The sequence below is a fragment of the Microbacterium pratiae genome (genome assembly GCF_047302165.1).
Taxonomy (GTDB): domain Bacteria; phylum Actinomycetota; class Actinomycetes; order Actinomycetales; family Microbacteriaceae; genus Microbacterium.
The window spans coordinates 1-24,967 of sequence record NZ_CP154843.1 but is presented as its reverse complement, the minus strand read 5'-3'; the positions used below and the strand labels follow the sequence as shown (position 1 = coordinate 24,967).

The 24,967-nt window shown below is 66.3% G+C and carries 16 protein-coding genes and 3 rRNA genes; 13 read left to right on the top strand and 6 right to left on the bottom strand.

The features are described 5' to 3' along the window. Positions 1 to 93: 93 nt before the first annotated feature. The 3 genes from groES (at position 94) to AA0Y20_RS00085 (ending at position 3,056) form a co-directional block, all read left to right on the top strand. Positions 94 to 390 (top strand): co-chaperone GroES, encoded by a 297-nt coding sequence (gene groES, locus AA0Y20_RS00095; protein ID WP_023954390.1) that lies wholly within the window; start codon positions 94 to 96, stop codon positions 388 to 390. 148 nt (positions 391 to 538) lie between these two features. Continuing rightward, entirely contained in the window at positions 539 to 1,480 is a 942-nt protein-coding gene (gene rarD, locus AA0Y20_RS00090) for an EamA family transporter RarD (RefSeq protein ID WP_412936390.1), read from the top strand. Positions 1,481 to 1,697: 217 nt separating this feature from the next. Further along, the gene (locus AA0Y20_RS00085) at positions 1,698 to 3,056 is read left to right on the top strand and encodes an ABC transporter substrate-binding protein (RefSeq protein ID WP_412936387.1); all 1,359 of its coding nucleotides are present in this window, start codon (positions 1,698 to 1,700) and stop codon (positions 3,054 to 3,056) included. A gap of 775 nt (positions 3,057 to 3,831) precedes the next feature. Here the strand turns inward: AA0Y20_RS00085 and AA0Y20_RS00080 are convergent. From AA0Y20_RS00080 to AA0Y20_RS00060, 5 genes are all read right to left on the bottom strand, one after another. After that, positions 3,832 to 4,830 (bottom strand): hypothetical protein, encoded by a 999-nt coding sequence (locus AA0Y20_RS00080; RefSeq protein ID WP_412936385.1) that lies wholly within the window; start codon positions 4,828 to 4,830, stop codon positions 3,832 to 3,834. Positions 4,831 to 5,042: 212 nt separating this feature from the next. Continuing rightward, positions 5,043 to 5,765 (bottom strand): ABC transporter ATP-binding protein, encoded by a 723-nt coding sequence (locus AA0Y20_RS00075; protein ID WP_091503903.1) that lies wholly within the window; start codon positions 5,763 to 5,765, stop codon positions 5,043 to 5,045. Next, positions 5,762 to 6,781, bottom strand: coding sequence for an ABC transporter ATP-binding protein (locus AA0Y20_RS00070; RefSeq protein WP_412936382.1), 1,020 nt, complete (start codon positions 6,779 to 6,781; stop codon positions 5,762 to 5,764). The genes AA0Y20_RS00075 and AA0Y20_RS00070 overlap by 4 nt, the downstream gene beginning before the upstream one ends. Then, on the bottom strand, positions 6,771 to 7,751 hold the full coding sequence (locus tag AA0Y20_RS00065; RefSeq protein ID WP_412936379.1) for a branched-chain amino acid ABC transporter permease: 981 nt from the start codon (positions 7,749 to 7,751) through the stop codon (positions 6,771 to 6,773). Before AA0Y20_RS00065 ends, AA0Y20_RS00070 begins: the two co-directional genes overlap by 11 nt. 5 nt (positions 7,752 to 7,756) lie before the next feature. After that, positions 7,757 to 9,031, bottom strand: coding sequence for a branched-chain amino acid ABC transporter permease (locus AA0Y20_RS00060; RefSeq protein ID WP_412939673.1), 1,275 nt, complete (start codon positions 9,029 to 9,031; stop codon positions 7,757 to 7,759). Between the two features lie 251 nt (positions 9,032 to 9,282). Here AA0Y20_RS00060 and guaB point away from each other — a divergent pair, with 251 nt between their 5' ends. After that, complete coding sequence (gene guaB, locus AA0Y20_RS00055) at positions 9,283 to 10,788, top strand: IMP dehydrogenase (RefSeq protein WP_412936376.1); 1,506 nt, start codon at positions 9,283 to 9,285, stop codon at positions 10,786 to 10,788. 195 nt (positions 10,789 to 10,983) lie between these two features. Further along, the gene (locus AA0Y20_RS00050) at positions 10,984 to 11,847 is read left to right on the top strand and encodes an endonuclease domain-containing protein (RefSeq protein ID WP_412936373.1); all 864 of its coding nucleotides are present in this window, start codon (positions 10,984 to 10,986) and stop codon (positions 11,845 to 11,847) included. A gap of 110 nt (positions 11,848 to 11,957) precedes the next feature. Here AA0Y20_RS00050 and AA0Y20_RS00045 read toward each other — a convergent pair whose 3' ends face one another. Then, complete coding sequence (locus AA0Y20_RS00045) at positions 11,958 to 13,070, bottom strand: FAD-dependent oxidoreductase (protein ID WP_412936370.1); 1,113 nt, start codon at positions 13,068 to 13,070, stop codon at positions 11,958 to 11,960. Positions 13,071 to 13,261: 191 nt separating this feature from the next. Between AA0Y20_RS00045 and AA0Y20_RS00040 the strand changes: the two genes are divergently transcribed. The 8 genes from AA0Y20_RS00040 (at position 13,262) to rrf (ending at position 24,933) form a co-directional block, all read left to right on the top strand. Then, positions 13,262 to 14,950, top strand: coding sequence for an ABC-F family ATP-binding cassette domain-containing protein (locus tag AA0Y20_RS00040; RefSeq protein WP_412936367.1), 1,689 nt, complete (start codon positions 13,262 to 13,264; stop codon positions 14,948 to 14,950). 57 nt (positions 14,951 to 15,007) lie between these two features. Next, positions 15,008 to 16,126 (top strand): GuaB3 family IMP dehydrogenase-related protein, encoded by a 1,119-nt coding sequence (locus AA0Y20_RS00035; protein ID WP_412939672.1) that lies wholly within the window; start codon positions 15,008 to 15,010, stop codon positions 16,124 to 16,126. Positions 16,127 to 16,196: 70 nt separating this feature from the next. After that, on the top strand, positions 16,197 to 16,997 hold the full coding sequence (locus AA0Y20_RS00030; RefSeq protein WP_412939671.1) for an SURF1 family cytochrome oxidase biogenesis protein: 801 nt from the start codon (positions 16,197 to 16,199) through the stop codon (positions 16,995 to 16,997). Positions 16,998 to 17,007: 10 nt separating this feature from the next. Beyond that, a complete protein-coding gene (locus tag AA0Y20_RS00025; protein WP_412936365.1) occupies positions 17,008 to 17,529 on the top strand; it encodes a DUF3817 domain-containing protein in 522 nt (173 codons plus the stop codon). Next, on the top strand, positions 17,526 to 19,106 hold the full coding sequence (gene guaA / locus AA0Y20_RS00020) for a glutamine-hydrolyzing GMP synthase (protein WP_412936362.1): 1,581 nt from the start codon (positions 17,526 to 17,528) through the stop codon (positions 19,104 to 19,106). The genes AA0Y20_RS00025 and guaA overlap by 4 nt, the downstream gene beginning before the upstream one ends. Positions 19,107 to 19,714: 608 nt before the next feature. Then, positions 19,715 to 21,234: ribosomal RNA gene (locus AA0Y20_RS00015) — 16S ribosomal RNA — on the top strand. 374 nt (positions 21,235 to 21,608) lie between these two features. Then, a 23S ribosomal RNA gene (locus AA0Y20_RS00010) occupies positions 21,609 to 24,716 on the top strand. A 100-nt stretch (positions 24,717 to 24,816) separates the two neighbouring features. Continuing rightward, positions 24,817 to 24,933, top strand: a 5S ribosomal RNA gene (rrf, locus tag AA0Y20_RS00005). Together the 16S, 23S and 5S rRNA genes form the textbook arrangement of a ribosomal RNA operon. Positions 24,934 to 24,967: the final 34 nt, after the last annotated feature.

Genomic DNA, 24,967 nt, shown 5'->3' with positions numbered 1-24,967 from the left:
CGCGTTGCGTGAGTGCCAACGTCCCCCTAGACTCGGAGTTGGCACTCTCAGGGTGAGATTGCCAACAAGTCTTGTCGAAGAAAGAGGTAGACCGTGTCGGTTTCCATCAAGCCGCTCGAGGACCGCATCGTCATCAAGCAGGTCGAGGCCGAGCAGACCACCGCGAGTGGTCTGGTCATCCCCGACACCGCCAAGGAGAAGCCCCAGGAGGGCGAGGTCGTGGCGGTCGGCCCCGGCCGCATCGATGACAACGGCAACCGTGTTCCGCTCGACGTCGCCGTCGGCGACCGCGTGATCTACAGCAAGTACGGCGGAACCGAGGTCAAGTTCGGCGCTGACGAGTTCCTCGTGCTCTCGGCGCGCGACGTCCTCGCCGTCGTCGTCCGCTGACGCAGAGCTCTTCGACGAAGGCCCGGGTGCACGGCATCCGGGCCTTCGTCATACCCGCTGCACGCATCGGGGACTGTTGGCAGGTCGACGGCGACCCGTGGCAGTCGGCGGCGGGTGCGGCATGTCATGACCGTCCTATGCTTGGCTCGTGACACCCCTCGACCCCGCCCGTGAACGCACTCTCGGGGGGATCTATGCATTCTCGGCCTACGTGCTGTGGGGCTTCATGCCCCTGTACTTCCTCACTCTCGCGCCGATGGGCCCGTTCGAGGTCGTCTCCTGGCGCATCCTTTTCTCACTCGTCTTCTGCGCGATCCTGCTCACGGTGCTGCGGGCCTGGGGCAAGCTGATCGCGATCCTGCGTACGCCGCGTCTGGTCATCTGGACGATCGTCGCCGGCCTGCTCATCTACGTGAACTGGCAGGTCTTCCTCATCAGCACCCTCACGGGGCACGTGATCGAGGGCAGCCTCGGGTACTTCATCAACCCGATCGTCACGGTGCTCCTCGGCGTCCTCGTCCTGAAGGAGCGTCTGCGAGTCGCCCAGTGGGTCGCGATCGGCATCGCCGCCGTCGCGGTCGGCGTCATCGTCGTCGGCTACGGGGCGTTCCCGTGGATCGCCCTCACCCTCGCGGCGAGCTTCGGAACCTACGGACTGGTCAAGAAGCAGATTGGACCGTCGGTGGACGCCGTCAGCGGTCTCACGCTCGAGTCGCTGTGGCTGGCTCCCGTCGCCATCGTGCAGGCCATCGTCGTCGCCGTGACGGGCGGGCTGGTGTTCGGCTCGGTCAGCCCCGGTCACACCCTGCTCATCACGCTCGCGGGCGTCGTCACCGCCGTACCGCTCCTCTTCTTCGCGGCCGGAGCCCGTCGCAGCAGCCTGACCGTCATCGGTCTGCTGCAGTTCGCCGCACCGATCCTGCAGTTCATCACGGGCGCCTGGATCCTCGGCGAGCCGATGCCGCTCGAGCGCTGGATCGGCTTCGGGCTCGTCTGGCTCGCCCTCGTCGTGCTCAGCGTCGACTCGCTGCGTGCCGCTCGCCGGCCCAAGCGCGTCGACGCGGCATCCGACGTCGCGCCCGTCGTCTGAGTCTCTGTACCTGAGTCTCTGTACCTGGGTCTCTGTACCTGGGTCCCGGCGGCGCGGCCACGCCCCGAATTCCGGGGTGCGCGGGGAGGCGGAGATAACGATTGGGTCGCGTAACAGACCGTTAACACATCGCAACATCGCCGAAGCGAGAGCGCCACTAGGTTTAACCCAACCTCGCGGGGCTTCGGTGCCGCGTTCCCACTCATCAAGGAGCACAATGGGCGTTCTCACCCGTTCCCGCACCGCGAAGGTCCTCGGCGGTATCGCCGTGATCGGCGCGAGTGCCCTCGTCCTCGCAGGTTGTGCCGGAGGCAGCGAACCCGCTGCGTCGGGCGACGCCGGCGGGAACTCCTCGGCCGATTTCCCCATCGACTGCGAAGCGGCCGAGCCCGCGTCGTACACGCCCGAGTACACCTCGACCTCCACCGGTCCCGGAACCGACCTCACCTACACGATCGGCACGGCTCTGCCCGTGACCGGCAACCTCGCCTTCCTCGGACCGCCCGAGATCTCGGCGACCGAGTTCGCCGCCTCCGAGATCAACGCCGCGGGCAAGGGCATCACGATCGACCTCAAGCAGGGCGACTCGGGTGACACCGACAACAAGGCGTACGAGACCGAGATCCCCCGACTGCTGGGCGAAGGCGCCACGGCGATCATCGGTGCGGCATCCTCGGGCACGTCGCTGCAGTTCATCGACCAGGTCATCGCGGCCAACGCCATCCAGTTCTCGCCCGCCAACACCTCGGCGGCCTTCACCGGCTATAAGGACAACGGCCTCTACTGGCGCACCGCCCCCTCCGACGTGCTGCAGGGCGAGGTGCTCGGCAACCTGATCGGTGCCGACGGCAACGAGACGCTCGGCATGATCGTCCTCAACGACGCCTACGGCACCGGCCTCGCGTGCTTCACGAAGGCCGCGTTCGAGGCCGCCGGCGGCGAGGTCGTCGCGACCTCGCTCTACAACACCGGTGACACGAACTTCTCGGCGCAGGTCGAGGACGTGCTCGCTGCCGGCCCCGACGCGATCGCGCTGATCACGTTCGAAGAGGTCAAGACGATCATCCCCGAGCTGATCGGCGCCGACGTGGCTCCCGAGCAGCTGTACTTCGTCGACGGCAACCTCGCCAACTTCAGCGAGGACTTCGACGCGGGCACCCTGGCCGGGGCGAAGGGCACCTACCCGGCGGTCGACCCCGCGTCGATCTCGACGTTCCGCGACAACCTCCAGTCCTTCTGGACCGGTGCCGGCAACGCCGAGCTCGCCGACTACACCTACGCACCCGAGTCGTACGACGCGGTCGTGCTGCTGGCGCTCGCGGCGCTGCAGGCCGGCTCGACGGCGGGCCCGGACGTGGCGGCGAACCTGCAGGCCGTCTCGGGCGGTTCCGGTGACGGCACGAAGTGCACGACCTTCGCGGAGTGCGCCGACCTGATCATCGCCGGTGAGGCCGCCGACTACGACGGCGTCTCGGGTCCGATCACCTTCAACGAGGTGGGCGACCCGACCGAGGCATCCATCGGTGTCTTCGAGTACGGCGACGACAACAACTACGAGTTCGTCCGCGTCGGCTGATCCCCACGCACGAGGGCCCCGGTCTCCTGGCCGGGGCCCTTCGTCGTGCCCCGCTCGGGGGAGGGGTCGCGGCCCCGCTCGGGTTGGCAGTTCCCGCCCCTTCCTCTGCCTCGAGTGGGCGCGAGCTGCCAGCTGAGTTGTGGGTTCAGGCTTGAGTTGGCAGTTGATGCCCCTTCTTAGGTCCCGAGTGGGCGCGAGCTGCCAGCTGAGTTGTGGGTTCAGGTTTGAGTTGGCAGTTGATGCCCCTTCTTAGGTCCCGAGTGGGCGCGAGCTGCCAGCTGAGTTGTGGGGTCTGAGCCTCGAGCCTGGCGTGGGCGCGCTGAGTCGAGCAGAGTTGGGCCTCGCTCGGGTGGCAGTTCGTGCCCTTTCGCGGGCCCAGAGTGGGCGCGAGCTGCCAACCGAGCTCTGGGTTCAGGTCTGAGTTGGCAGTAGACGCCCCTTCTCAAGTCCCGAGAGGGCGCGAGCTGCCAGCTGGGCTGGGGGGTCTGAGTCTGAGTCTTGCCCTGCGCCCTGAGCGGGCGTGGGATCGCTGAGTCGAGCAGAGTGGGGCCATGCTCGGCTGGAAGTTCGTGCCCACTCGTGTGCCCTGAATGGGCACGAGCTGCCAGCTGAGTTTCAGGTCATGGTTCGGGTTGGCAGTTGATGCCCCTTCTTGAGGCCCGAGGGGGGGGCACGAGCTGCCAGCTCACCCTCGGGTCATGGTTCGGGTTGGCAGTTGATGCCCCTTCTCGGGACCCGAGGGGGCGCGAGCTGCCAAGCGGGGGAGTCAGTGCAATCAGCGCGACGGAGTCCAGCCGCGGCGCCTGAGAGCACCAGCCACGAGAGCCACGGCCGCGGAGCCGGTGGGCCGGATGTGCGCCGAGGTGAGCCGCACCACCTCGAAGCCGAGAGCGACGTAGGCGGTGTGCTTCTCGATGTCGCGCGCCCATTGACTTCGCGACGTGCGGTGGTGGTCGCCCTCGACCTCGGCGATGACGCGATACTCGGGCCAGACGGCATCCGCGATCCCTGCCAAGCGCCCCGCGCGATCCCGGATCTCGCGGTCGAGCGAAGGCTCCGGCAGCCCCGCCGCGACGATGACGAGCCGGAAGTCGGTCTCCAACGGCGACATCGCGCCCTCGCGGATCAGGCTCAACGCTTCGACGAGCTTCGCACTACCGACGCGCCTCCCGGAGGCGACCGCCTCGGCGAGCTCATCGACCGTGCACAGCCGCGCCTCGGGGCGGCGCCGGCCACGATCACCGCGCGGCACCCGCACGAGCGCGTCGCCGATCCGCACCAGCTCGCGGACGCCGGCGTCGCGCCCGAGCATCGCCCACGTCGACGCCGGCGACGACACGCGCAGGCCGTCGAGCGTCATGACCTCGACATGGGTCGGGGCGAGCTGACGTCCTCGGATGCCGTGCCGCCGCGGCGCGCGTTCCGGCGCGACGACCCCGACCTCGAGCTCGCCGGAGGGCAGAGCACCCGTTCCCCACAGCACCGCCGCTGTGCGCCCGCAGAAGAAGGCGTGTCCGCTCATGATCCGGGCATAGGCCCGCGCGCGGCCGAGCACCCGCTGCCGCGCAGCGTGATCCTCGGCGAGCGGGCCGGTCGCCGCGGCATCCCCGGTCGCCGCGGCATCCCCGGTTCCGGTTCTCCGGCGCACCCCGCGGAAGGGGATGTCGAGGTCCAGGGCACGCAGACGCTTGAGCGAGACGCCGGCGGCCGACGCATCCGCGCATGAGAACGTCTCGCCGAGGTCTTCGGGCAGGGGCTGCGGAAGTCGCGGCATCCCCCGATCCTCCCCGCGCACTCGGCCCCGCGGGCGCAGCGCTCGGGCATTGTGCAGTGCCCGCACCCATCCTGTGCGGGGGAGGAGCCCCCGAAATGCAGTTCGCCTGGCAGCTCATGCCCCCTCCGCGGGAGGGAAGGGGCAAGAACTGCCAGGCGAGCCAGGCGAGCCAGGCGAACCGGGCGAAATCAGGCGAACCAGACGAGACGGGGTCAGGTCCCCAGAGTGCCGAGGTACAGGCCGATGACCTTGGGATCGTTGAGCAGCTCGCGACCGGTGCCCGTGTAGGCGTCGCGGCCCTGGTCGAGGACGTACCCGCGGTCGCAGATCTGCAGGCAGCGCCGGGCGTTCTGCTCGACCATGATCGTCGTCACGCCCGCCTTGTTGATCTCGGACACCCGCAGGAACGCCTCGTCCTGACGCGACGGCGACAGGCCCGCCGACGGCTCGTCGAGGAGCAGGACGTACGGGTCCATCATGAGCGCGCGTCCCATGGCCACCATCTGGCGCTCGCCGCCGGAGAGCGATCCGGCCCGCTGCTGCAGCCGCTTGGCGAGGTCGGGGAAGATGGATGTCACGAAGTCGGTGCGCTCCGCGACGACCTTCGGCCGCTGGTACGCCCCCATCTGCAGGTTCTCGGCGATCGTCAGGCTCGGGAAGACGTTGTTCGTCTGCGGCACGAAGCCGACGCCCTTCGAGACGAGCTTGTTGGCGCGCAGCCCCGTGATCTCCTCGCCGTTCAGCTTCACCGAGCCGGAGCGCACCTTCACCTGCCCGAAGATCGCCTTGAGCATCGTGGACTTGCCGGCGCCGTTCGGGCCGATGATGCCCACCAGCTCGCCCGGAGCGGCGGTGAGGTTCGCACCGTTGAGGATGTTCACCCCGGGCAGATAGCCCGCGTGGACGTCGGACAGCTCGACGACGTTCTCGGTCATTTGCGGTCCCCATCCTCATCGGCGTCCGGAGCGCCCGCGGCATCCGTCGTCGGCGCCTCGTCGATCGCCTGGTCGAGCTCGTGCACCGTCTCGACGAGCTCGTCCGCCTCGGGCGGCAGCTCGCCCGCGTGACGGCCCGTCACGACGCCGAGGTCGACGTCCTGGTGGGCACCGAGGTACGCGTCGATCACGGCGGGATTCTGCATCACGGTGTCGGGCGGACCTTCGGCGACGACGCGTCCTTCAGCCATCACGACGACCCAGTCGGCGATGTGGCGCACCATGTGCATGTCGTGCTCGACGAAGACGACGGTCATCCCGAGGTCCTTCAGGTCGAGGATGTGGTCGAGCAGCGACTGCGTCAACGCGGGGTTCACGCCGGCCATCGGCTCATCCAGCATGACGAGCACGGGGTCGCTCATGAGCGCGCGTGCCATCTCGAGGAGCTTCCGCTGTCCGCCCGAGAGCGACGCGGCGAAGTCCTTCTCCTTCGCGTCGAGCTTGAAGCGCGCGAGCAGCCCCCGCGCCTTCTCCTCGATCTCCGCCTCCTGCTTGCGCCACAGGAAGGGGAGGATGCCGGCGAAGATTCCCTCGCCGGTCTGCTTCGGGGCGCCGAGCTTCATGTTCTCGAGCACCGTGAGCAGACCGAGCGACTTCGTCAGCTGGAACGTGCGCACCTGGCCCATGCGGGCCGCCTTGAAGGCGGGGATGCCGGCGAGGTTGGTCCCGTCGAACGACCACGATCCCGCGTTGGGCTTGTCGAAGCCGGTGAGCAGGTTGAACAGCGTGGTCTTGCCGGCGCCGTTCGGGCCGATGAGGGCGGTGATGGCGCCGCGCGGGATCTCGAGGTGCTCGACGTCGACGGCGGTCAGGCCGCCGAAGACGCGCTTGACGCCGTCGGCGACGATGATGGGGTCGTTCTTCGCGACGCCGGGGCGGACCTCGCCGCTGCCGTCGTCTTTGTGCAGGCCGGTCGCCTTGGGGCGCGGCGTCGGGGGTACGACATCAGCGGACAAAGGTCAGCTCCTTCTTGCTTCCGAGGATGCCCTGCGGGCGGAAGATCACCAGCAGCATGAGCGCGACGCCCACCAGCACGAACACGAGCATCTGGCTCTGCTCGCTGGTCAGGAACGGCAGCCAGCCGATGTTGACGAGGGCCGGCAGCAGGTTCGACAGGAACGCACGGACCACCCAGAACAGCACGGCGCCGAGCACGGGGCCGAAGATGGTGGCCGCGCCGCCGAGCAGGAGCGCCGTCCAGACGTAGAACGTCTGCGAGGTGACGTAGACGTTCGGGTTGACGTTGGTGCCCATCGCGGTGACGATGCCGCCGGCGGCGATGATGACACCGCCGACGATGAGCGCCTGCATCTTGAAGGCGAAGACGTTCTTGCCGAGCGAGCGCACGGCGTCCTCGTCCTCGCGGATGCCGCGGATGACGCGTCCCCACGGGCTGCTCATCAAGAGCCACACCAGCGTGACGACGATCGCGATCGTGATGATGCCGACGATGATGACCCACCACTGGTCCGACTGATAGGTCCACGGCCCGAAGCCCCAGCGTCCGGGGGGAAGCGGGTTGCTCGCGCGGAACCCGGCCTGGAAGCCCGAGAGGCCGTCGGCCGATCCCGTCTGGTTGCGGAACGCCGACGTGAGGAAGAGCAGCCGCAGCACCTCGGCGGCGGCGATCGTCACGATGGCGAGGTAGTCGCCGCGCAGCCGGAGCGTCGGGATGCCCATGACGAGCGCGAACAGGACGGCGGCGATGAGGCCGATGAGCGCGGCCACCGGCCAGGCGAGGCCGAAGGTCAGGATCGAGATCGCGAACCCGTAGGCGCCGATCGCCATGAACCCCGCGACGCCCATGTTGAGCAGGCCCGCGAAGCCGAAGTGAACCGACAGGCCGATGGCGGCGAGGATGTAGCCGAGGGTCGCCGGGGCGAGGATCTGCGCCGCGGTGTTGCTGAGGATCTGAAGGAAGTTCACGATGCCTATCCGATTCGCTCTCGGCGCCCGAGGAGACCCTGCGGGCGGAACAGCAGGATGACGATCAGCACGACCAGCGCGCCGACGTACTTGAGGTCGGAGGGGATCCAGAGCGTCGACACCTCGACGAGGAGCCCCACGATGATGGCGCCGAGGAGCGCGCCGAACGCGGTCCCGAGACCGCCGAGCGTGACGGCGGCGAAGATGAGCAGCAGGATGCTGGTGCCCATGTCCCACTTGATGCCGGGGCGGAAGTAGGCCCACAGCACACCGGACAGTCCGGCGAGCGCTGCGGCGACGACCCAGACGACCCGGACCACCGCGTCGACGTCGATGCCGCTGGCGGCGGCGAGCGAGGGGTTGTCCGAGACGGCACGCGTCGCACGTCCGATCCGCGTGCGCATGAGCCACCAGGCGAACCCGGCGATGACGACGAGCGAGACGCCCATGCTGATCACGTCGGTGAGGGTGAGGCGGATGGGGCCGAGGCCGGGGATGACCGAGGTCGAGCCGCCGGGGAGCTGCGCCGTCCCGCCGCCGACGAACATCTGGAAGACGTAGCGCAGGGCGAGCGAGAGACCGATCGACACGATCATGAGCTGCACGGTGCCGAGGCCGCGGCGTCGGAGGGGACGCCAGAGTCCGGCATCCATCGTCAGTCCGAACAGCGCCGACACGGCGACCGCGAGAGGGATCGCGATCCAGATCGGCAGGCTGAAGCCGGCCGAGAAGAGCAGGGCGGCGAGCGCTCCGAAGGTCACCATCTCACCGTGTGCGAAGTTCGACAGTCCCGTCGTGCCGAACACGAGCGAGAGGCCGATCGCGGCGAGGGCCAGCATGAGCCCGAAGTTCAGCCCGTTGACCGCGCGGGAGAGCAGCTGGTCGACGAAGCTCGTCGTCTGCCGTTCCGCCGCCTCGAGCGTGAAGTTGCGTGTGATCGTGCTCGTCGCGCCGAACTCCACCTCGATGGTCGACTCGAAGCCCTCCGGAACCGACACCCCCGAGGGGAGGCTGTCTTCGACGAGCTCGACGGTGTACGCGACATCCTTCGTCGGGACGCCGATCGAGAAGCTGCCTCTCTCGTTCGTCTCGCCCTCGGCTTCGAAGTCGCCGCCGGTGACGAGGATGGTCGCACCTTCGACGGGTTCACCGCCGGTGCGGACGTTGCCCGCGATCGTGAAGGGCAACGACTCGGCGTCGTCTCCTGCGGCCATGGCTGGAGAGGCGATGCCCAAGAACGCCACGGCGGCCAGGAGGCCGGCGATCAACGTCGAGAACATGCGCCTCGGGCGACGAGCAGCGCGCGTCATCGAAGTGATCGCCACTGGCACCTCCTGAGATAAGTGGACGAACGCCGAGAGGTACCGGTTCTGCTGGTGGCTTCGGCGACACCTGAACGTATGCGCTGATTGTTGCTTGCGTGTTTCCGGTGCGCAACAACGAATGCGGTGTGTCGTTTGGCGGATGTCGCGCGCGGGAATGCCGCGGGGCGTCCGGCGCTTAGAATCGTTGAGACTTTCAAGGAGTGCGCATGAGCGACTACAACGACCCGTTCGGATTCGTCGGCCTCACCTACGACGACGTCCTGCTCCTGCCGGGGCACACCGACGTCATCCCCTCCGAGGCGGATACGTCGTCGCGCGTGACGCGCCGCATCACCGTGGCGACTCCGCTGCTGTCGGCGGCGATGGACACGGTCACGGAGGCGCGCCTCGCGATCGCGATCGCGCGCGAGGGCGGCCTCGGCATCATCCACCGCAACCTCTCCATCGAGGACCAGGCGGCGATGGTCGACCGGGTGAAGCGCAGCGAGTCGGGGATGATCACCGATCCGATCACCACGACCCCGGACGCCACGATCGAAGAGGTCGACGCGCTCTGCGGGCAGTACCGGATCTCGGGTCTGCCGGTCATCGACGAGGAGGGTCACCTCCTCGGCATCGTCACCAACCGTGACATGCGCTTCGTCTCGGGCTTCGAGCGTCAGACCACCAAGGTCCGCGACGTCATGACGAGCGAGAACCTCGTCACCGGACGTGTCGGCATCGGCGCGAACGAGGTGATCGCGCTCTTCGCTCACCACCGCGTCGAGAAGCTGCCCCTCCTCGACGACGACGGCAAGCTCGCCGGTCTCATCACCATCAAGGACTTCGACAAGAGCGAGAAGTACCCCCTCGCCACGAAGGACGACCAGGGACGACTCCGCGTCGGCGCGGCGATCGGCTTCTTCGGCGACGCATGGCAGCGGGCCGAGGCGCTTCGCGACGCCGGTGTCGACGTGATCGTCGTCGACACCGCGAACGGCCAGTCCGCGGGCGTCATCGACATGGTCAAGCGGCTCAAGGCCGACGCGTCGTTCGAGCACATCGACGTCATCGGCGGCAACGTCGCGACTCGCGAGGGTGCGCAGGCGCTCATCGACGCCGGTGTGGATGCCGTCAAGGTCGGCGTCGGTCCCGGTTCGATCTGCACCACGCGCGTCGTCGCCGGCGTCGGCGTCCCCCAGGTCACCGCGATCTACGAGGCGTCGCTGGCTGCGCGCGAAGCCGGCATCCCGATCATCGCCGACGGCGGTCTGCAGTACTCGGGCGACATCGCCAAGGCTCTCGTCGCCGGTGCCGACTCGGTCATGCTCGGGTCGCTGCTCGCCGGAACCGACGAGTCGCCGGGCGAGATCGTCTTCCAGGGCGGCAAGCAGTTCAAGCAGTACCGCGGCATGGGATCGCTCGGTGCGCTGCAGACCCGCGGCAAGAAGACCTCGTACTCGAAGGACCGCTACTTCCAGGCTGACGTCCCCAGCGACGACAAGCTCATCCCCGAGGGCATCGAGGGTCAGGTCGCGTACCGCGGTCCCGTGTCGGCCGTGGCGTACCAGCTCATCGGAGGCCTGCGTCAGTCGATGTTCTACGTCGGCGCCCGCACCGTCGACGAGCTGAAGGCTCGCGGCAAGTTCGTGCGCATCACCTCGGCCGGGCTCAAGGAGTCGCACCCCCACGACGTCCAGATCGTGGTGGAGGCCCCGAACTACAAGCGCTGAGTCGCGCGCGCCTGTGCGCGAAGCTCGGAGATTCTGACGAAGGTCGGATCGATCGCCCCCGATCGTCCGGCCTTCGTCGCATTCTCCGGGGCACGACCGGCAGCGGTCCTCCTCCCCAGGGCGCGAGGACTGAGGGGTTTCCCCAGAACCCGGGAGGGATGCCGCGGGGCCGCGGCGCCGCACGAGGATGACGGGATGCCTCGCCGTTCCGCCGCATCCGATGTCACCCGATGGGTGGAGGGGGCAGGAGGCATCGCGCACCGCACCGCGGTGCTCGCCGCCGGGTTCCCGGTGCGGGTGATCCGCGACGCGGTCGCTGCTGGCGGCCTGCGGATGGTCCGCCGTGCCTGGTGCGCCTCTGCCGGTGCGCCGGCAGACCTCCGTGCTGCGGCATCCGCCGGTGGAAGGCTGAGCTGCGTCTCGCTCGCGCGGCGGCGCGGGTGGTGGGTGCCCGACGGCATCCCGCCGCAGCATCACGTGCACCTCTTGCCGCACGCCTCGTCCCCGGGTGTCGACACCGACTGCGTGGCGCACTGGACCCGCCCGCTCTGCCCCGTCGCGCGGACGGATCTGCAAGCCGGTGTCGAGGACGCGCTCGGCCACATCGCCCAGTGCCTGCCGCGGGAGGACGCGCTCGTGGTGTGGGAATCGGCCGCCCGCGCCGAGGCCCTCGCCCCCGAGTCCCTCCGGGCCGTGCCGTGGCCGTCGGTTGCGGCGCGGGAGCTCGCCGCCGCGGTCACCGGTCTGTCCGACTCCGGCCTCGAAACCCTGGTCTTCGCGCCGCTGCGCGCCCGCGGGGTGCCGGTCGTCCAGCAGGCGATGATCGCCGGGCGATTCGTCGACGGCCTCGTCGGAGACCGGCTCGTCGTGCAGGTCGACGGTTTCGCGTTCCACGCCTCGAGCGCGCAGCGCAGCGCGGATGTCGCACACGACGCCGAGCTGCGGCTGCGCGGGTACACCGTGCTGCGCTTCACCTACCGGCAGGTCGTGCACGAGCGGGCCGTGGTCGAGCGCACCCTCCAACGCGCTCTCGCCCAACGGCTTCACCTGCGGCAGTGAGCCCGCGGCGGCGGCACCGCGTTGACGGAACTCGGAGATTCGTCCCTAGACCGGAGGGATCGCGCCGCTAGATCCGAGCTACGTGACATTCTCCGAAGGTTGCGCCCGGCTCAGCCCGGCGGCAGGCGGAACGGCGCGGCGGCGCGCGCCGACGCATCCAGCGCGAGGTCGGCGAGGGTGGCGCCGACGCCGGGCGCGAACTTGAAGCCGTGGCCCGAGAACCCCGCGCCCACCACGACCGAGCCGACCCGGTCGAGCACGAAGGCGCTGTCGTCGGTCGAGGTGTAGGTGCACGACATGTGCACGGCCGAGCCCGGGTCGAGCCCCGGCATCCATTCGCGCACGTACTCGACGAGCGTCTCGTGGTGCGTCACGCGGTGCGGGCGGTGGTCCGGGTCGACGACGTCGCCGACACGGTGGAACCCGACCTTCACTCCTTCGCCCGGCGTGGGCATGCCGTAGACCGGTGCCGGGTAGCGGGCGGGGTCGAGCCGGTGATTGAACGACGGCCAGGGGCCGGTCGTCGGAGCGAAATGCGCCGGGGTCTCCTCGGTCACCGAGAGCCGTGGCAGGCGGATGCCGGGCAGCATGCGCTCGGTCCAGGCCCCGACCGTCACGACGACGACGTCCGCCTCGACCTCGCCGCCGCTCGCCAGCCGCACCCGCGCGCCGCGCTCGCCGAGATCGTCGATGCCCGCGACAGGTGCTCCCCAGCGCACCTCGCCGCCGCCGTCCTGCACACGGCGCTCGAGCTCGAGCATCGCCGCCGACGCCCGCGCCACCCCGGCATCCGCGGAGTACAGCACGTCGGTCTCGAACCGCATCCCCGGCCAGCGCGCCCCCGCCGCCGCAGCCGAGAGCATCTCGGCGGGGATGCCGCGGTCGCCGAGGCTCCGCGCGATGGTCTCGAGTCCGTCGGCGTCGGCCGCGCCGCCGCCGAGGTCACCGCCGACGCCGTGGGTCACGAGCCCGTGTCGTCGGAGCAACGGCTCGCCGCCGACCTCGCCGAGCGCATCCCAGCCCTCGCGCGCACGCTGCAGGAGGTCGAGGTAGTGCGAGTCGGCGTAGGCGTTGTTGAAGTTCCGTGTCTCGCCGTGCGAGGCGCCGTGCGCGTGTCCGCGCCCGAAACGCTCGAGAACGAGGGGCCGTTCACCGCGGCGGACGAGGGCCCACGCGGTGGCGAGGCCCATGATGCCTGCGCCGACGATCACGATGCGACTCATGCGGCCAGCATCCCACCCCGTGCCGCGCCGCCGTGCCTGGCTGCGACCATCCTCGGAGAATCGCGTCATCCTCGGACGCATTCGCCCTCAGCATCCGAGCCCCGCGCGATTCTCCGAGCTACGCGGGTGTCCGCGCCGAAGTGCGATAGCCTGGTCGGCTCCGCACAGGGGGCGGAAAGGCCCGGTCCACGATGGGATCGCTCGACATACAGGGTGTCTCGTACACCCTCCCCGATGGCAGACCGCTGCTCGACGAGGTGACGTTCCGCGTCGGCGCCGGCTCGACGACTGCACTGATCGGCCAGAACGGCGCGGGCAAGACGACGCTGCTGCGCATCATCCGCGGGGATGCCGCTGCCCACGGCGGTGTCGTCCAGATCGACGGCGGCCTCGGGGTCATGGACCAGTTCGTCGGGCACGGCGGCGCCGGTGAGACCGTCCACGACCTGCTGATCTCGGTCGCGCCCGATCGCATCCGACGTGCCGCCCGCGAGCTGGATGACGCTGAGAACGCCGTGATCGCGTCCGACGAGCTCGACACCCAGATGCGGTATGCCGCCGCGATCGCCGACTACGCCGACGCCGGCGGCTACGAGTACGAGACGGTGTGGGACACCTGCACGACGGCGGCTCTCGGAGTGCCTTTCGAGCGGGCCCGCTACCGCGAGCTGACGACGCTGTCGGGCGGCGAGCAGAAGCGGCTCGCGCTCGAGGCGCTGCTCCGCGGTCCCGATGAGGTGCTGCTGCTCGACGAGCCCGACAACTATCTCGACGTCCCGGGCAAGCGCTGGCTCGAGGAGCGGCTGCGCGAGATGTCGAAGACGGTCCTGCTCGTCTCGCACGACCGCGAGCTGCTCGCCCGCGCCGCCGACCGCATCGTCACCCTCGAGGCCGGAGGTGCGGGCAGCACCGCGTGGGTCCACGGCGGAAGCTTCGAGACCTATCACGGCGCCCGCGACGACCGGATGGCCCGCCTCGACGAGCTGCGCCGCCGGTGGGACGAGGAGCACGCGAAGCTGAAGCGGTTCGTCGCCGACATGAAGGCGAAGGCTGCGGCGAGCGACGAGTTCGCGTCACGGTATCGCGCGGCGCAGACGCGACTGCGCCGGTTCGAGGATGCCGGACCTCCCGAGGAGCGTCCGCCGGAGCAGAACCTCGAACTGCGTCTGCGCGGTGCGCGCACAGGCAAGCGCGCCGTCGTCGCCGAGCGCCTGGAGCTGATCGGCCTCATGCGGCCGTTCGACCTCGAGGTGTGGTTCGGGGACCGCGTCGCGGTGCTCGGCTCGAACGGCTCGGGCAAGTCGCACTTCCTGCGCCTCCTCGCCGCCGGCGGAACGGCGCCTGACGCCTTGCTCGGACACGTCACGACCGTCGGCTCCTCGCTCGAGCCGGTCGAGCACGCCGGGACCGCGACGCTCGGTGCGCGGGTCGTGCCGGGCTGGTTCGCCCAGACGCACCGGCATCCGGAGCTCACGGGACGCACCCTGCTGGAGATCCTGCACCGGGGCGACGACCGCCGGGCGGGGATGGCGCGGGATGCCGCCAGCTCGGCGCTCGATCGCTACGGGCTCGTGCGTCAGGCCGAGCAGAGCTTCGACAGCCTGTCGGGCGGCCAGCAGGCACGGTTCCAGGTGCTGCTGCTCGAGCTGTCGGGTGCGACGCTGCTGCTGCTCGACGAGCCGACCGACAACCTCGACCTCACATCCGCCGAGGCGCTCGAGCATGCGCTCGCCGCATTCGAGGGAACGGTCCTCGCGGTCACCCACGACCGCTGGTTCGCGCGCTCGTTCGACAGGTTCCTCGTCTTCGGCGGCGACGGCCGCGTGTACGAGTCGGGCGAGGCGGTCTGGGATGAGCAGCGGGTCGCCCGCGCACGCTGAGCGGACGGCCGGTCCGGCTGCCGTGTCCGGACCGGCCGGTAGGCTGGAGGGGTGACCATGGAGATCGAGCTCGGCCGCGCCAAGCGCGCCCGTCGGGCCTACGCGTTCGACGACATCGCTGTGGTGCCCTCGCGGCGCACCCGCAACACCGAGGACGTGTCGACCGCCTGGTCGATCGACGCGTTCCAGTTCTCGATCCCGGTGCTCGGCGCCCCGATGGACTCGGTCACCAGCCCGCGGACGGCCATCATGCTCGGTCAGCTCGGCGGACTGGGCGTCCTCGATCTCGAAGGCCTCTGGACGCGCTACGACGACCCCGAGCCGCTGCTCGCCGAGATCGCGGGGATGCCCGACGCGTCGGCCACGCGTCGGATGCAGGAGCTCTACGCCGAGCCGATCAAGCCCGAGCTCGTGCGCGACCGCCTCGCCGAGATCCGCGCGGCGGGCGTCACGGTCGCCGGCTCGCTGACCCCGCAGCGCACGCAGGAGCTGTACGAGACCGTCGTCGCCGCGGGCGTCGACCTCTTCGTCATCCGCGGCACCACGGTGTCGGCCGAGCACGTCTCGAGCGTCGACGAGCCGCTGAACCTCAAGAAGTTCATCTACGACCTCGACGTGCCGGTGATCGTCGGCGGCGCCGCGACCTACACGGCGGCCCTCCACCTCATGCGCACCGGCGCCGCCGGCGTGCTCGTCGGCTTCGGCGGCGGTGCCGCCTCGACCACGCGCGCGACGCTGGGTCTGCACGCCCCGATGGCCACGGCAGTCGCCGATGTCGCCGGCGCGCGCCGCGACTACCTCGACGAGTCCGGCGGACGCTACGTGCACGTCATCGCCGATGGTGGTGTCGGCACCTCCGGCGACATCGTCAAGGCGCTCGCGATGGGCGCCGACGCCGTCATGCTGGGCGTGGCACTGGCGCGTGCGACGGATGCTCCCGGCCAGGGATTCCACTGGGGACCCGAGGCCCACCACGCTCAGCTCCCGCGCGGCCGCCGCGTCGCGGTCGAGCAGGTCGGCTCCCTCGAAGAGGTGCTCTACGGCCCGGCCCCGGTGGCCGATGGCACCGCTAACCTCATCGGCGCGCTGAAGAAGTCGATGGCGACGACCGGCTACTCTGACCTCAAGGAGTTCCAGCGCGTGGAGGTCGTGGTGGCGCCGTACAGCGTGCGGTGACATGAGCTCGATCGACTCCGCTCCTCCCGCCGCTCCGGCCGCCCCCTTCGCGCCGACGTTGCGCGAGGTCATGCTGCGTCCCTGGTGGCTGGGCATGCTCGCGTTCGCGCTGCTCGTGGCCGCGGTGTTCGCGTGGCTCGGGCAGTGGCAGCTCTCGCGCGCCGTCGACACGTCGCCCCCGCCGCCCGGTCAGACCGAGCAGCTGCGTCCGATCGCCGACGTCGCCGCGCCCGGCGAGTACCTTCCCGAGCCGCTCGTCGGACAGCGGGTCGAGGTTCGCGGATCCTTCGTCGCCGACGACTTCGAGGTCGTCTCGTCGCGCTTCGACCGCGGAAAGGAGGGCTTCTGGGTGACAGGACAGCTGCGGGTCGACCCCGACTCCGCCCGGTCGTCCGAGCCGACCTCGCTCGCCGTCGCGGTGGGGTGGACCGCCGACCGTGCCGAGGCGGATGCCGCCGCGGCCGCCCTCGACGCCGATCCGCCGCAGGATGTCGTCCTCTCGGGACGCATCATCTCCGACGAGGGTCCGGCGCTGCCGGGCCGCGGCGCCGATCCGCAGGACATGACGCGGATGTCGCCCGCTGCGCTGCTCAGCCGCTGGCACGACACCGCGGGCCTCGATGTCTATCGCGGCTACCTCACCTCCGCCGAGTCGTTCGCCGGTCTCACGGCGATCCATTCCCCGGCGCCCGAGGAGCGGTCGAACGTCAACTGGCTCAACATCTTCTACGCCGTCGAGTGGGCGGTGTTCGCGGGCTTCGCCTTCTACATGTGGTACCGCTTGGCCAAGGACGCGTGGGAGAAGGAGCTCGAAGATCTCGAGGACGCCGCCGTCCCCGCCGCGGGAAGCGCGCCGCCGGGTCGCGACTAGACTGGACGCCATGCCTCGCGCCCCGAAACTCGCCACGTTCCCGGCGATCCGGAACGCTCTGCGCTTCTACCAGATCTGTTCGGTCATCACCGGTGTCGGTCTTCTGCTCCTGCTCGCCGAGATGATCCTGAAGTACACGCCGATCCACACCGAGCTCTTCGCCGGCGGATCGGGCGGCTTCCTGTGGTTCGCGCCCGTGATCGCCGGCGCCGACTGCGAGTGGTGGTCGCTGTTCCTGCCGCAGACGAACTCGTGCGAGATGCTCTCGACGGGTGACGGGTTCAACATCTCGCTCGCGATCCTCGTCGTGCACGGCTGGTTCTACGTCGTGTACCTCTTCTCGTGCTTCCGCGTGTGGAGTCTCATGCGCTGGTCGTTCCCCCGATTCATCCTGCTCGCACTGGGCGGCGTCGTTCCCGCCCTGTCGTTCTTCATGGAGGCCCGCGTCGCACGCGAGGTGAGGGCGTACCTCGCCGAGCGAGAAGCCACGGAGGCCGCCGCATCCATCCCCGCCACGGAAGGCACCCGGTGACCACACAGACCGAAACGTCGCAGCGTCCTGTCCTCGTCGTCGACTTCGGCGCGCAGTACGCCCAGCTCATCGCCCGTCGGGTACGTGAGGCGGGCGTGTACAGCGAGCTCGTCCCGCACACCGCGACCGCCGAGGAGATCGCCGCGAAGGAGCCGGTGGGGATCATCCTCTCCGGGGGGCCCTCGTCGGTGTACGAACCCGGCGCCCCGGCGCTCGACCCGGGTGTCTTCGATCTCGGCGTTCCGACCCTCGGCATCTGCTACGGCTTCCAGGTGATGGCGCAGACCCTCGGCGGCGAGGTGGCGAACACGGGGCTCCGCGAGTACGGAGCGACCGACGCGACCATCGTCACGGAGGGCACGCTGCTCGACGGGCAGCCCGCCGAGCAGAACGTCTGGATGAGCCACGGCGACCAGGTGTCGCGCGCACCGGAGGGGTTCGAGGTCCTCGCTCGTACCGCGGCCACGCCCGTGGCCGCCTTCGCGAACGACGTGCGCAAGTTCTACGGGGTGCAGTGGCACCCCGAGGTCAAGCACTCCGACCATGGGCAGAACGTGCTCGAGAACTTCCTGCACAAGGCGGCGGGGCTTCCCGCCGATTGGAACAGCGGCAACGTCATCGCCGAGCAGGTCGAGCGCATCCGCGAGCAGGTCGGATCGGGGCGCGTGATCTCCGCGCTGTCGGGCGGCGTCGATTCGGCCGTGTCGACGGCACTCGTGCACAAGGCCGTCGGTGACAAGCTGACGGCGATCTTCGTCGACCACGGTCTCCTCCGGAAGGGCGAGCGTGAGCAGGTCGAGAACGACTACGTCGCCTCGACGGGTGTCCGGCTGATCACGGTCGACGCACGCGAGCGCTTCCTCGAGGCTCTCGCCGGAGTCAGCGATCCCGAGCAGAAGCGCAAGATCATCGGGCGCGAGTTCATCCGAGCCTTCGAGCAGGCCGAACGAGACCTGATGGCCGAGGCGGCCGCCGATGGAGAGCCGATCCGGTTCCTCGTGCAGGGAACGCTGTACCCGGATGTCGTCGAGTCCGGCGGCGGTGCCGGTACGGCGAACATCAAGAGCCACCACAACGTCGGCGGGCTGCCCGAAGATCTGCAGTTCGAACTGATCGAGCCGCTGCGGACCCTGTTCAAGGACGAGGTCCGCGCGATCGGGCGCGAACTGGGTCTGCCGGAGGCCATCGTGGGCCGGCAGCCGTTTCCGGGGCCCGGCCTCGGAATCCGCATCGTGGGCGAGGTCACCGCTGATCGTCTCGAGATACTGCGTGACGCCGACGCGATCGCGCGCGCCGAGTTGACGAAGGCCGGGCTCGACGCCGAGATCTGGCAGTGCCCCGTGGTGCTGCTCGCCGATGTCCGGTCGGTGGGAGTCCAGGGGGACGGACGCACCTACGGCCACCCGATCGTCCTGCGTCCCGTCTCGAGCGAAGACGCGATGACCGCCGACTGGACGCGGCTGCCGTACGACGTCCTGTCGAAGATCTCCAACCGCATCACGAACGAGGTCCGCGACGTCAACCGTGTGGTGCTCGACGTCACGTCGAAGCCCCCGGGGACGATCGAGTGGGAGTGAGCGCGCGAGCGACGCTCACCAGCGAAACGGCGGATGCCGCGGCCGAACAGCCGCGGCATCCGCCGTTTTCCGCGTCATGACGCGGATCCGGGCCGATCGGGAGGCTCGCGACACGCCCGGGATGTCACGCCGCTTTGCCACGATGCCGGGAGCCGCGTAACTTATTACTTGTTCGCCCCACAGGGAAGAGCGAGAAGGCCGGAAGGCCTACGCCCCCTCAAGCGGAGAACGAATCCCATCCCAAACCTCTTGCGAGAACAAGGCGCTTGCGTCTAGGATGGAACCTCCACCCCGAACAGCAGTCTTCGACTGACACGGAACCTCGTTCCGAAGCCAGATCGAAGCGCGTCGCGGTGGGGTATGGTTGTGAAGTTGCCCTCTGGGCTGGCTGTGAGGTCAGTTGGGGGAGCGTCCGATCCTTGAGAACTCAACAGCGTGCACTTGTCAAATGCCAAATAACCTCGACTCCACTTCGGTGGGGTGAGATTCCTTTGGATCAAAGACCTTCCCTTTGGGGGAGGCAATGGATAGTCAGCAATGATTTATCTCTTTGGTCAGCATCAAACTCGCTGCTCCAGCCTTTTTCCGGTTGGTCGCAGCAAATTTTCTTTACGGAGAGTTTGATCCTGGCTCAGGATGAACGCTGGCGGCGTGCTTAACACATGCAAGTCGAACGGTGAAGCAGAGCTTGCTCTGTGGATCAGTGGCGAACGGGTGAGTAACACGTGAGCAATCTGCCCCTGACTCTGGGATAAGCGCTGGAAACGGCGTCTAATACCGGATACGAGCTGCGACCGCATGGTCAGTAGCTGGAAAGAATTTCGGTCAGGGATGAGCTCGCGGCCTATCAGCTTGTTGGTGAGGTAATGGCTCACCAAGGCGTCGACGGGTAGCCGGCCTGAGAGGGTGACCGGCCACACTGGGACTGAGACACGGCCCAGACTCCTACGGGAGGCAGCAGTGGGGAATATTGCACAATGGGCGAAAGCCTGATGCAGCAACGCCGCGTGAGGGATGACGGCCTTCGGGTTGTAAACCTCTTTTAGCAGGGAAGAAGCGAAAGTGACGGTACCTGCAGAAAAAGCGCCGGCTAACTACGTGCCAGCAGCCGCGGTAATACGTAGGGCGCAAGCGTTATCCGGAATTATTGGGCGTAAAGAGCTCGTAGGCGGTCTGTCGCGTCTGCTGTGAAAACCCGAGGCTCAACCTCGGGCCTGCAGTGGGTACGGGCAGACTAGAGTGCGGTAGGGGAGATTGGAATTCCTGGTGTAGCGGTGGAATGCGCAGATATCAGGAGGAACACCGATGGCGAAGGCAGATCTCTGGGCCGTAACTGACGCTGAGGAGCGAAAGGGTGGGGAGCAAACAGGCTTAGATACCCTGGTAGTCCACCCCGTAAACGTTGGGAACTAGTTGTGGGGTCCATTCCACGGATTCCGTGACGCAGCTAACGCATTAAGTTCCCCGCCTGGGGAGTACGGCCGCAAGGCTAAAACTCAAAGGAATTGACGGGGACCCGCACAAGCGGCGGAGCATGCGGATTAATTCGATGCAACGCGAAGAACCTTACCAAGGCTTGACATATAGAGGAAACGTCTGGAAACAGTCGCCCCGCAAGGTCTCTATACAGGTGGTGCATGGTTGTCGTCAGCTCGTGTCGTGAGATGTTGGGTTAAGTCCCGCAACGAGCGCAACCCTCGTTCTATGTTGCCAGCACGTAATGGTGGGAACTCATGGGATACTGCCGGGGTCAACTCGGAGGAAGGTGGGGATGACGTCAAATCATCATGCCCCTTATGTCTTGGGCTTCACGCATGCTACAATGGCCGGTACAAAGGGCTGCAATACCGTGAGGTGGAGCGAATCCCAAAAAGCCGGTCCCAGTTCGGATTGAGGTCTGCAACTCGACCTCATGAAGTCGGAGTCGCTAGTAATCGCAGATCAGCAACGCTGCGGTGAATACGTTCCCGGGTCTTGTACACACCGCCCGTCAAGTCATGAAAGTCGGTAACACCTGAAGCCGGTGGCCCAACCCTTGTGGAGGGAGCCGTCGAAGGTGGGATCGGTAATTAGGACTAAGTCGTAACAAGGTAGCCGTACCGGAAGGTGCGGCTGGATCACCTCCTTTCTAAGGAGCATCTGACTCTTCGGAGTCCAGAACCCAGATCGAAGGCACATGTTCTTCGCTGGGAGCTCATGGGTGGAACATTTGACATGGTGCGAAGGATGAGGTTCTTCTCTAGTACGCCGCTTGCGGTGGGAACGGGGAGGGTTTCGGGTGTCGCACCTGCACGCTGTTGGGTCCTGAGGGACCGGATGAGAGTCCGCAACCTCTGGGCCTTTTCTTCATGCTGCTTGGGTGGCGTGGGGGGAGGGTACCGCCCGTACTTTGAGAACTACACAGTGGACGCGAGCATCTTCGATGCGACACCTTCGGGTGTTGTGTCGTGAAGATGATCTTAAAGATCATTAGTCAATTTTTTGACGATTCAACTCATGTGATTTCAAGTCTTTAAGAGCAAACGGTGGATGCCTTGGCATCTGGAGCCGAAGAAGGACGTAGCAATCTGCGATAAGCCTCGGGGAGTGGATAAGCACACTGTGATCCGAGGGTGTCCGAATGGGGAAACCCCGCTGGGCGGCGTGCCGACCTAGTGACTCCCGCCTGAATATATAGGGCGGGTAGAGGGAACGTGGGGAAGTGAAACATCTCAGTACCCACAGGAAGAGAAAGCAACCGCGATTCCGTTAGTAGTGGCGAGCGAAACCGGATCAGGCTAAACCTTGCGTGTGTGATAGCCGGCAGGCGTTGCACGTTGGGGGTTGTGGGACTTTTCTGATCATTCTGCCGAGTGGTCGACGTTACAAGAAGGTATAGACGAACAGGTTTGAATGCCTGGTCATAGAGGGTGCGAACCCCGTAGTCGAAATGCTTCTCTTGGCGTGAAGAGTATCCCAAGTAGCACGGGGCCCGAGAAATCCCGTGTGAATCTGTCAGGACCACCTGATAAGCCTAAATACTCCCAGATGACCGATAGCGGACAAGTACCGTGAGGGAAAGGTGAAAAGTACCCCGGGAGGGGAGTGAAATAGTACCTGAAACCGTTTGCTTACAAACCGTTGGAGCCTCCTTAGTAGGGGTGACAGCGTGCCTTTTGAAGAATGAGCCTGCGAGTTAGCGATACGTGGCGAGGTTAACCCGTGTGGGGTAGCCGTAGCGAAAGCGAGTCTGAATAGGGCGATTCAGTCGCGTGTCCTAGACCCGAAGCGAAGTGATCTATCCATGGCCAGGTTGAAGCGACGGTAAGACGTCGTGGAGGACCGAACCCACTTAGGTTGAAAACTGAGGGGATGAGCTGTGGATAGGGGTGAAAGGCCAATCAAACTTCGTGATAGCTGGTTCTCTCCGAAATGCATTTAGGTGCAGCGTTGCGTGTTTCTTGCCGGAGGTAGAGCTACTGGATGGCCGATGGGCCCTACAAGGTTACTGACGTCAGCCAAACTCCGAATGCCGGTAAGTGAGAGCGCAGCAGTGAGACTGTGGGGGATAAGCTTCGTAGTCGAGAGGGAAACAACCCAGACCACCAACTAAGGTCCCAAAGCGCGTGCTAAGTGGGAAAGGATGTGGAGTTGCTCTGACAACCAGGAGGTTGGCTTAGAAGCAGCCACCCTTGAAAGAGTGCGTAATAGCTCACTGGTCAAGTGATTCCGCGCCGACAATGTAACGGGGCTCAAGCACGCCACCGAAGTTGTGGCATTGACATTATTGGTAGGCCTTCGTGGTCCAGCCGTGTTGATGGGTAGGAGAGCGTCGTGTGGCCAGCGAAGCGGCGGTGTGAACCAGCCGTGGAGGCTACACGAGTGAGAATGCAGGCATGAGTAGCGAAAGACGTGTGAGAAACACGTCCTCCGAAAGACCAAGGGTTCCAGGGTCAAGCTAATCTTCCCTGGGTAAGTCGGGACCTAAGGCGAGGCCGACAGGCGTAGTCGATGGACAACGGGTTGATATTCCCGTACCGGCGAAGAACCGCCCAAGCTAATCCAGTGGTGCTAAGAGTCCTAACCCGGGCTTAGTTGATCCCTTCGGGGTGAGACGGTCCGGTCTAACGCTCGACCCCATGCTGGTGCGGCTAGCGTATTAACAGGTGTGACGCAGGAAGGTAGCCCAACCCGGGCGATGGTTGTCCCGGGGCAAGTGCGTAGGCCGAGTCATAGGCAAATCCGTGACTCATTACAGGCTGAGACACGATGCGGATAAAAAGTGGGTGATCCTATGCTGCCGAGAAAAGCATCGACGCGAGGTTCTAGCTGCCCGTACCCCAAACCGACTCAGGTGGTCAGGTAGAGAATACCAAGGAGATCGAGAGAATCGTGGTTAAGGAACTCGGCAAAATGCCCCCGTAACTTCGGGAGAAGGGGGGCCTTCCACTTATTAGGATTTACTCCGAAAGGGTGTGGAGGCCGCAGAGACTAGTGGGTAGCGACTGTTTACTAAAAACACAGGTCCGTGCCAAGTCGCAAGACGATGTATACGGACTGACGCCTGCCCGGTGCTGGAAGGTTAAGAGGACCGGTTAGCCGCAAGGCGAAGCTGAGAATTTAAGCCCCAGTAAACGGCGGTGGTAACTATAACCATCCTAAGGTAGCGAAATTCCTTGTCGGGTAAGTTCCGACCTGCACGAATGGCGTAACGACTTCCCAACTGTCTCAACCGCGAACTCGGCGAAATTGCACTACGAGTAAAGATGCTCGTTACGCGCAGCAGGACGGAAAGACCCCGTGACCTTTACTACAGCTTGGTATTGGTGTTCGGTGTGGCTTGTGTAGGATAGGTGGGAGACTGTGAAGCGGTGACGCCAGTTACCGTGGAGTCATTGTTGAAATACCACTCTGGTCACTCTGGATATCTAACTTCGAACCGTAATCCGGTTCAGGGACAGTGCCTGGTGGGTAGTTTAACTGGGGCGGTTGCCTCCCAAAAAGTAACGGAGGCGCCCAAAGGTTCCCTCAACCTGGTTGGCAATCAGGTGGCGAGTGTAAGTGCACAAGGGAGCTTGACTGTGAGACTGACAGGTCGAGCAGGGACGAAAGTCGGGACTAGTGATCCGGCAGTGGCTTGTGGAAGCGCTGTCGCTCAACGGATAAAAGGTACCTCGGGGATAACAGGCTGATCTTGCCCAAGAGTCCATATCGACGGCATGGTTTGGCACCTCGATGTCGGCTCGTCGCATCCTGGGGCTGGAGTAGGTCCCAAGGGTTGGGCTGTTCGCCCATTAAAGCGGTACGCGAGCTGGGTTTAGAACGTCGTGAGACAGTTCGGTCCCTATCCGCTGCGCGCGTAGGAAATTTGAGAGGATCTGACCCTAGTACGAGAGGACCGGGTTGGACGAACCTCTGGTGTGCCAGTTGTTCCGCCAGGAGCACCGCTGGTTAGCTACGTTCGGGATGGATAACCGCTGAAAGCATCTAAGCGGGAAGCCGGCCTCAAGATGAGATTTCCATGCCTTCGGGCGAGAGGCTCCCAGCCAGACTACTGGGTTGATAGGCCGGATGTGGAAGCGTGGTAACACGTGAAGCTGACCGGTACTAATAAGCCGATGACTTGATAACACACCGTTTTTGGTGCTTGCGTCCACTGAGTGGTTCTCGATGTACGGTCGAGAACCGCATAACGAATTGATCGTTGTGCAGACTGAAACATCAATAGTGTTTCGGCGGCCATAGCGTGAGGGAAACGCCCGGTTACATTCCGAACCCGGAAGCTAAGCCTCACAGCGCCGATGGTACTGCAGGGGGGACCCTGTGGGAGAGTAGGACACCGCCGGACTTCTTTCGTGAATTGGCCACCCAATGTTGGGTGG

Bases quoted from the DNA above. Each gene is read 5' to 3' on its own strand.
- AA0Y20_RS00045 (WP_412936370.1), bottom strand. From the start codon at position 13,070: ATGAGTCGCATCGTGATCGTCGGCGCAGGCATCATGGGCCTCGCCACC.
- AA0Y20_RS00040 (WP_412936367.1), top strand. From the start codon at position 13,262: ATGGGATCGCTCGACATACAGGGTGTCTCGTACACCCTCCCCGATGGC.
- AA0Y20_RS00030 (WP_412939671.1), top strand. From the start codon at position 16,197: ATGCTGCGTCCCTGGTGGCTGGGCATGCTCGCGTTCGCGCTGCTCGTG.
- AA0Y20_RS00025 (WP_412936365.1), top strand. From the start codon at position 17,008: ATGCCTCGCGCCCCGAAACTCGCCACGTTCCCGGCGATCCGGAACGCT.
- AA0Y20_RS00085 (WP_412936387.1), top strand. From the start codon at position 1,698: ATGGGCGTTCTCACCCGTTCCCGCACCGCGAAGGTCCTCGGCGGTATC.
- guaB (WP_412936376.1), top strand. From the start codon at position 9,283: ATGAGCGACTACAACGACCCGTTCGGATTCGTCGGCCTCACCTACGAC.
- AA0Y20_RS00075 (WP_091503903.1), bottom strand. From the start codon at position 5,765: ATGACCGAGAACGTCGTCGAGCTGTCCGACGTCCACGCGGGCTATCTG.
- AA0Y20_RS00060 (WP_412939673.1), bottom strand. From the start codon at position 9,031: ATGTTCTCGACGTTGATCGCCGGCCTCCTGGCCGCCGTGGCGTTCTTG.
- AA0Y20_RS00035 (WP_412939672.1), top strand. From the start codon at position 15,008: ATGGAGATCGAGCTCGGCCGCGCCAAGCGCGCCCGTCGGGCCTACGCG.
- AA0Y20_RS00080 (WP_412936385.1), bottom strand. From the start codon at position 4,830: ATGCCGCGACTTCCGCAGCCCCTGCCCGAAGACCTCGGCGAGACGTTC.
- AA0Y20_RS00050 (WP_412936373.1), top strand. From the start codon at position 10,984: ATGCCTCGCCGTTCCGCCGCATCCGATGTCACCCGATGGGTGGAGGGG.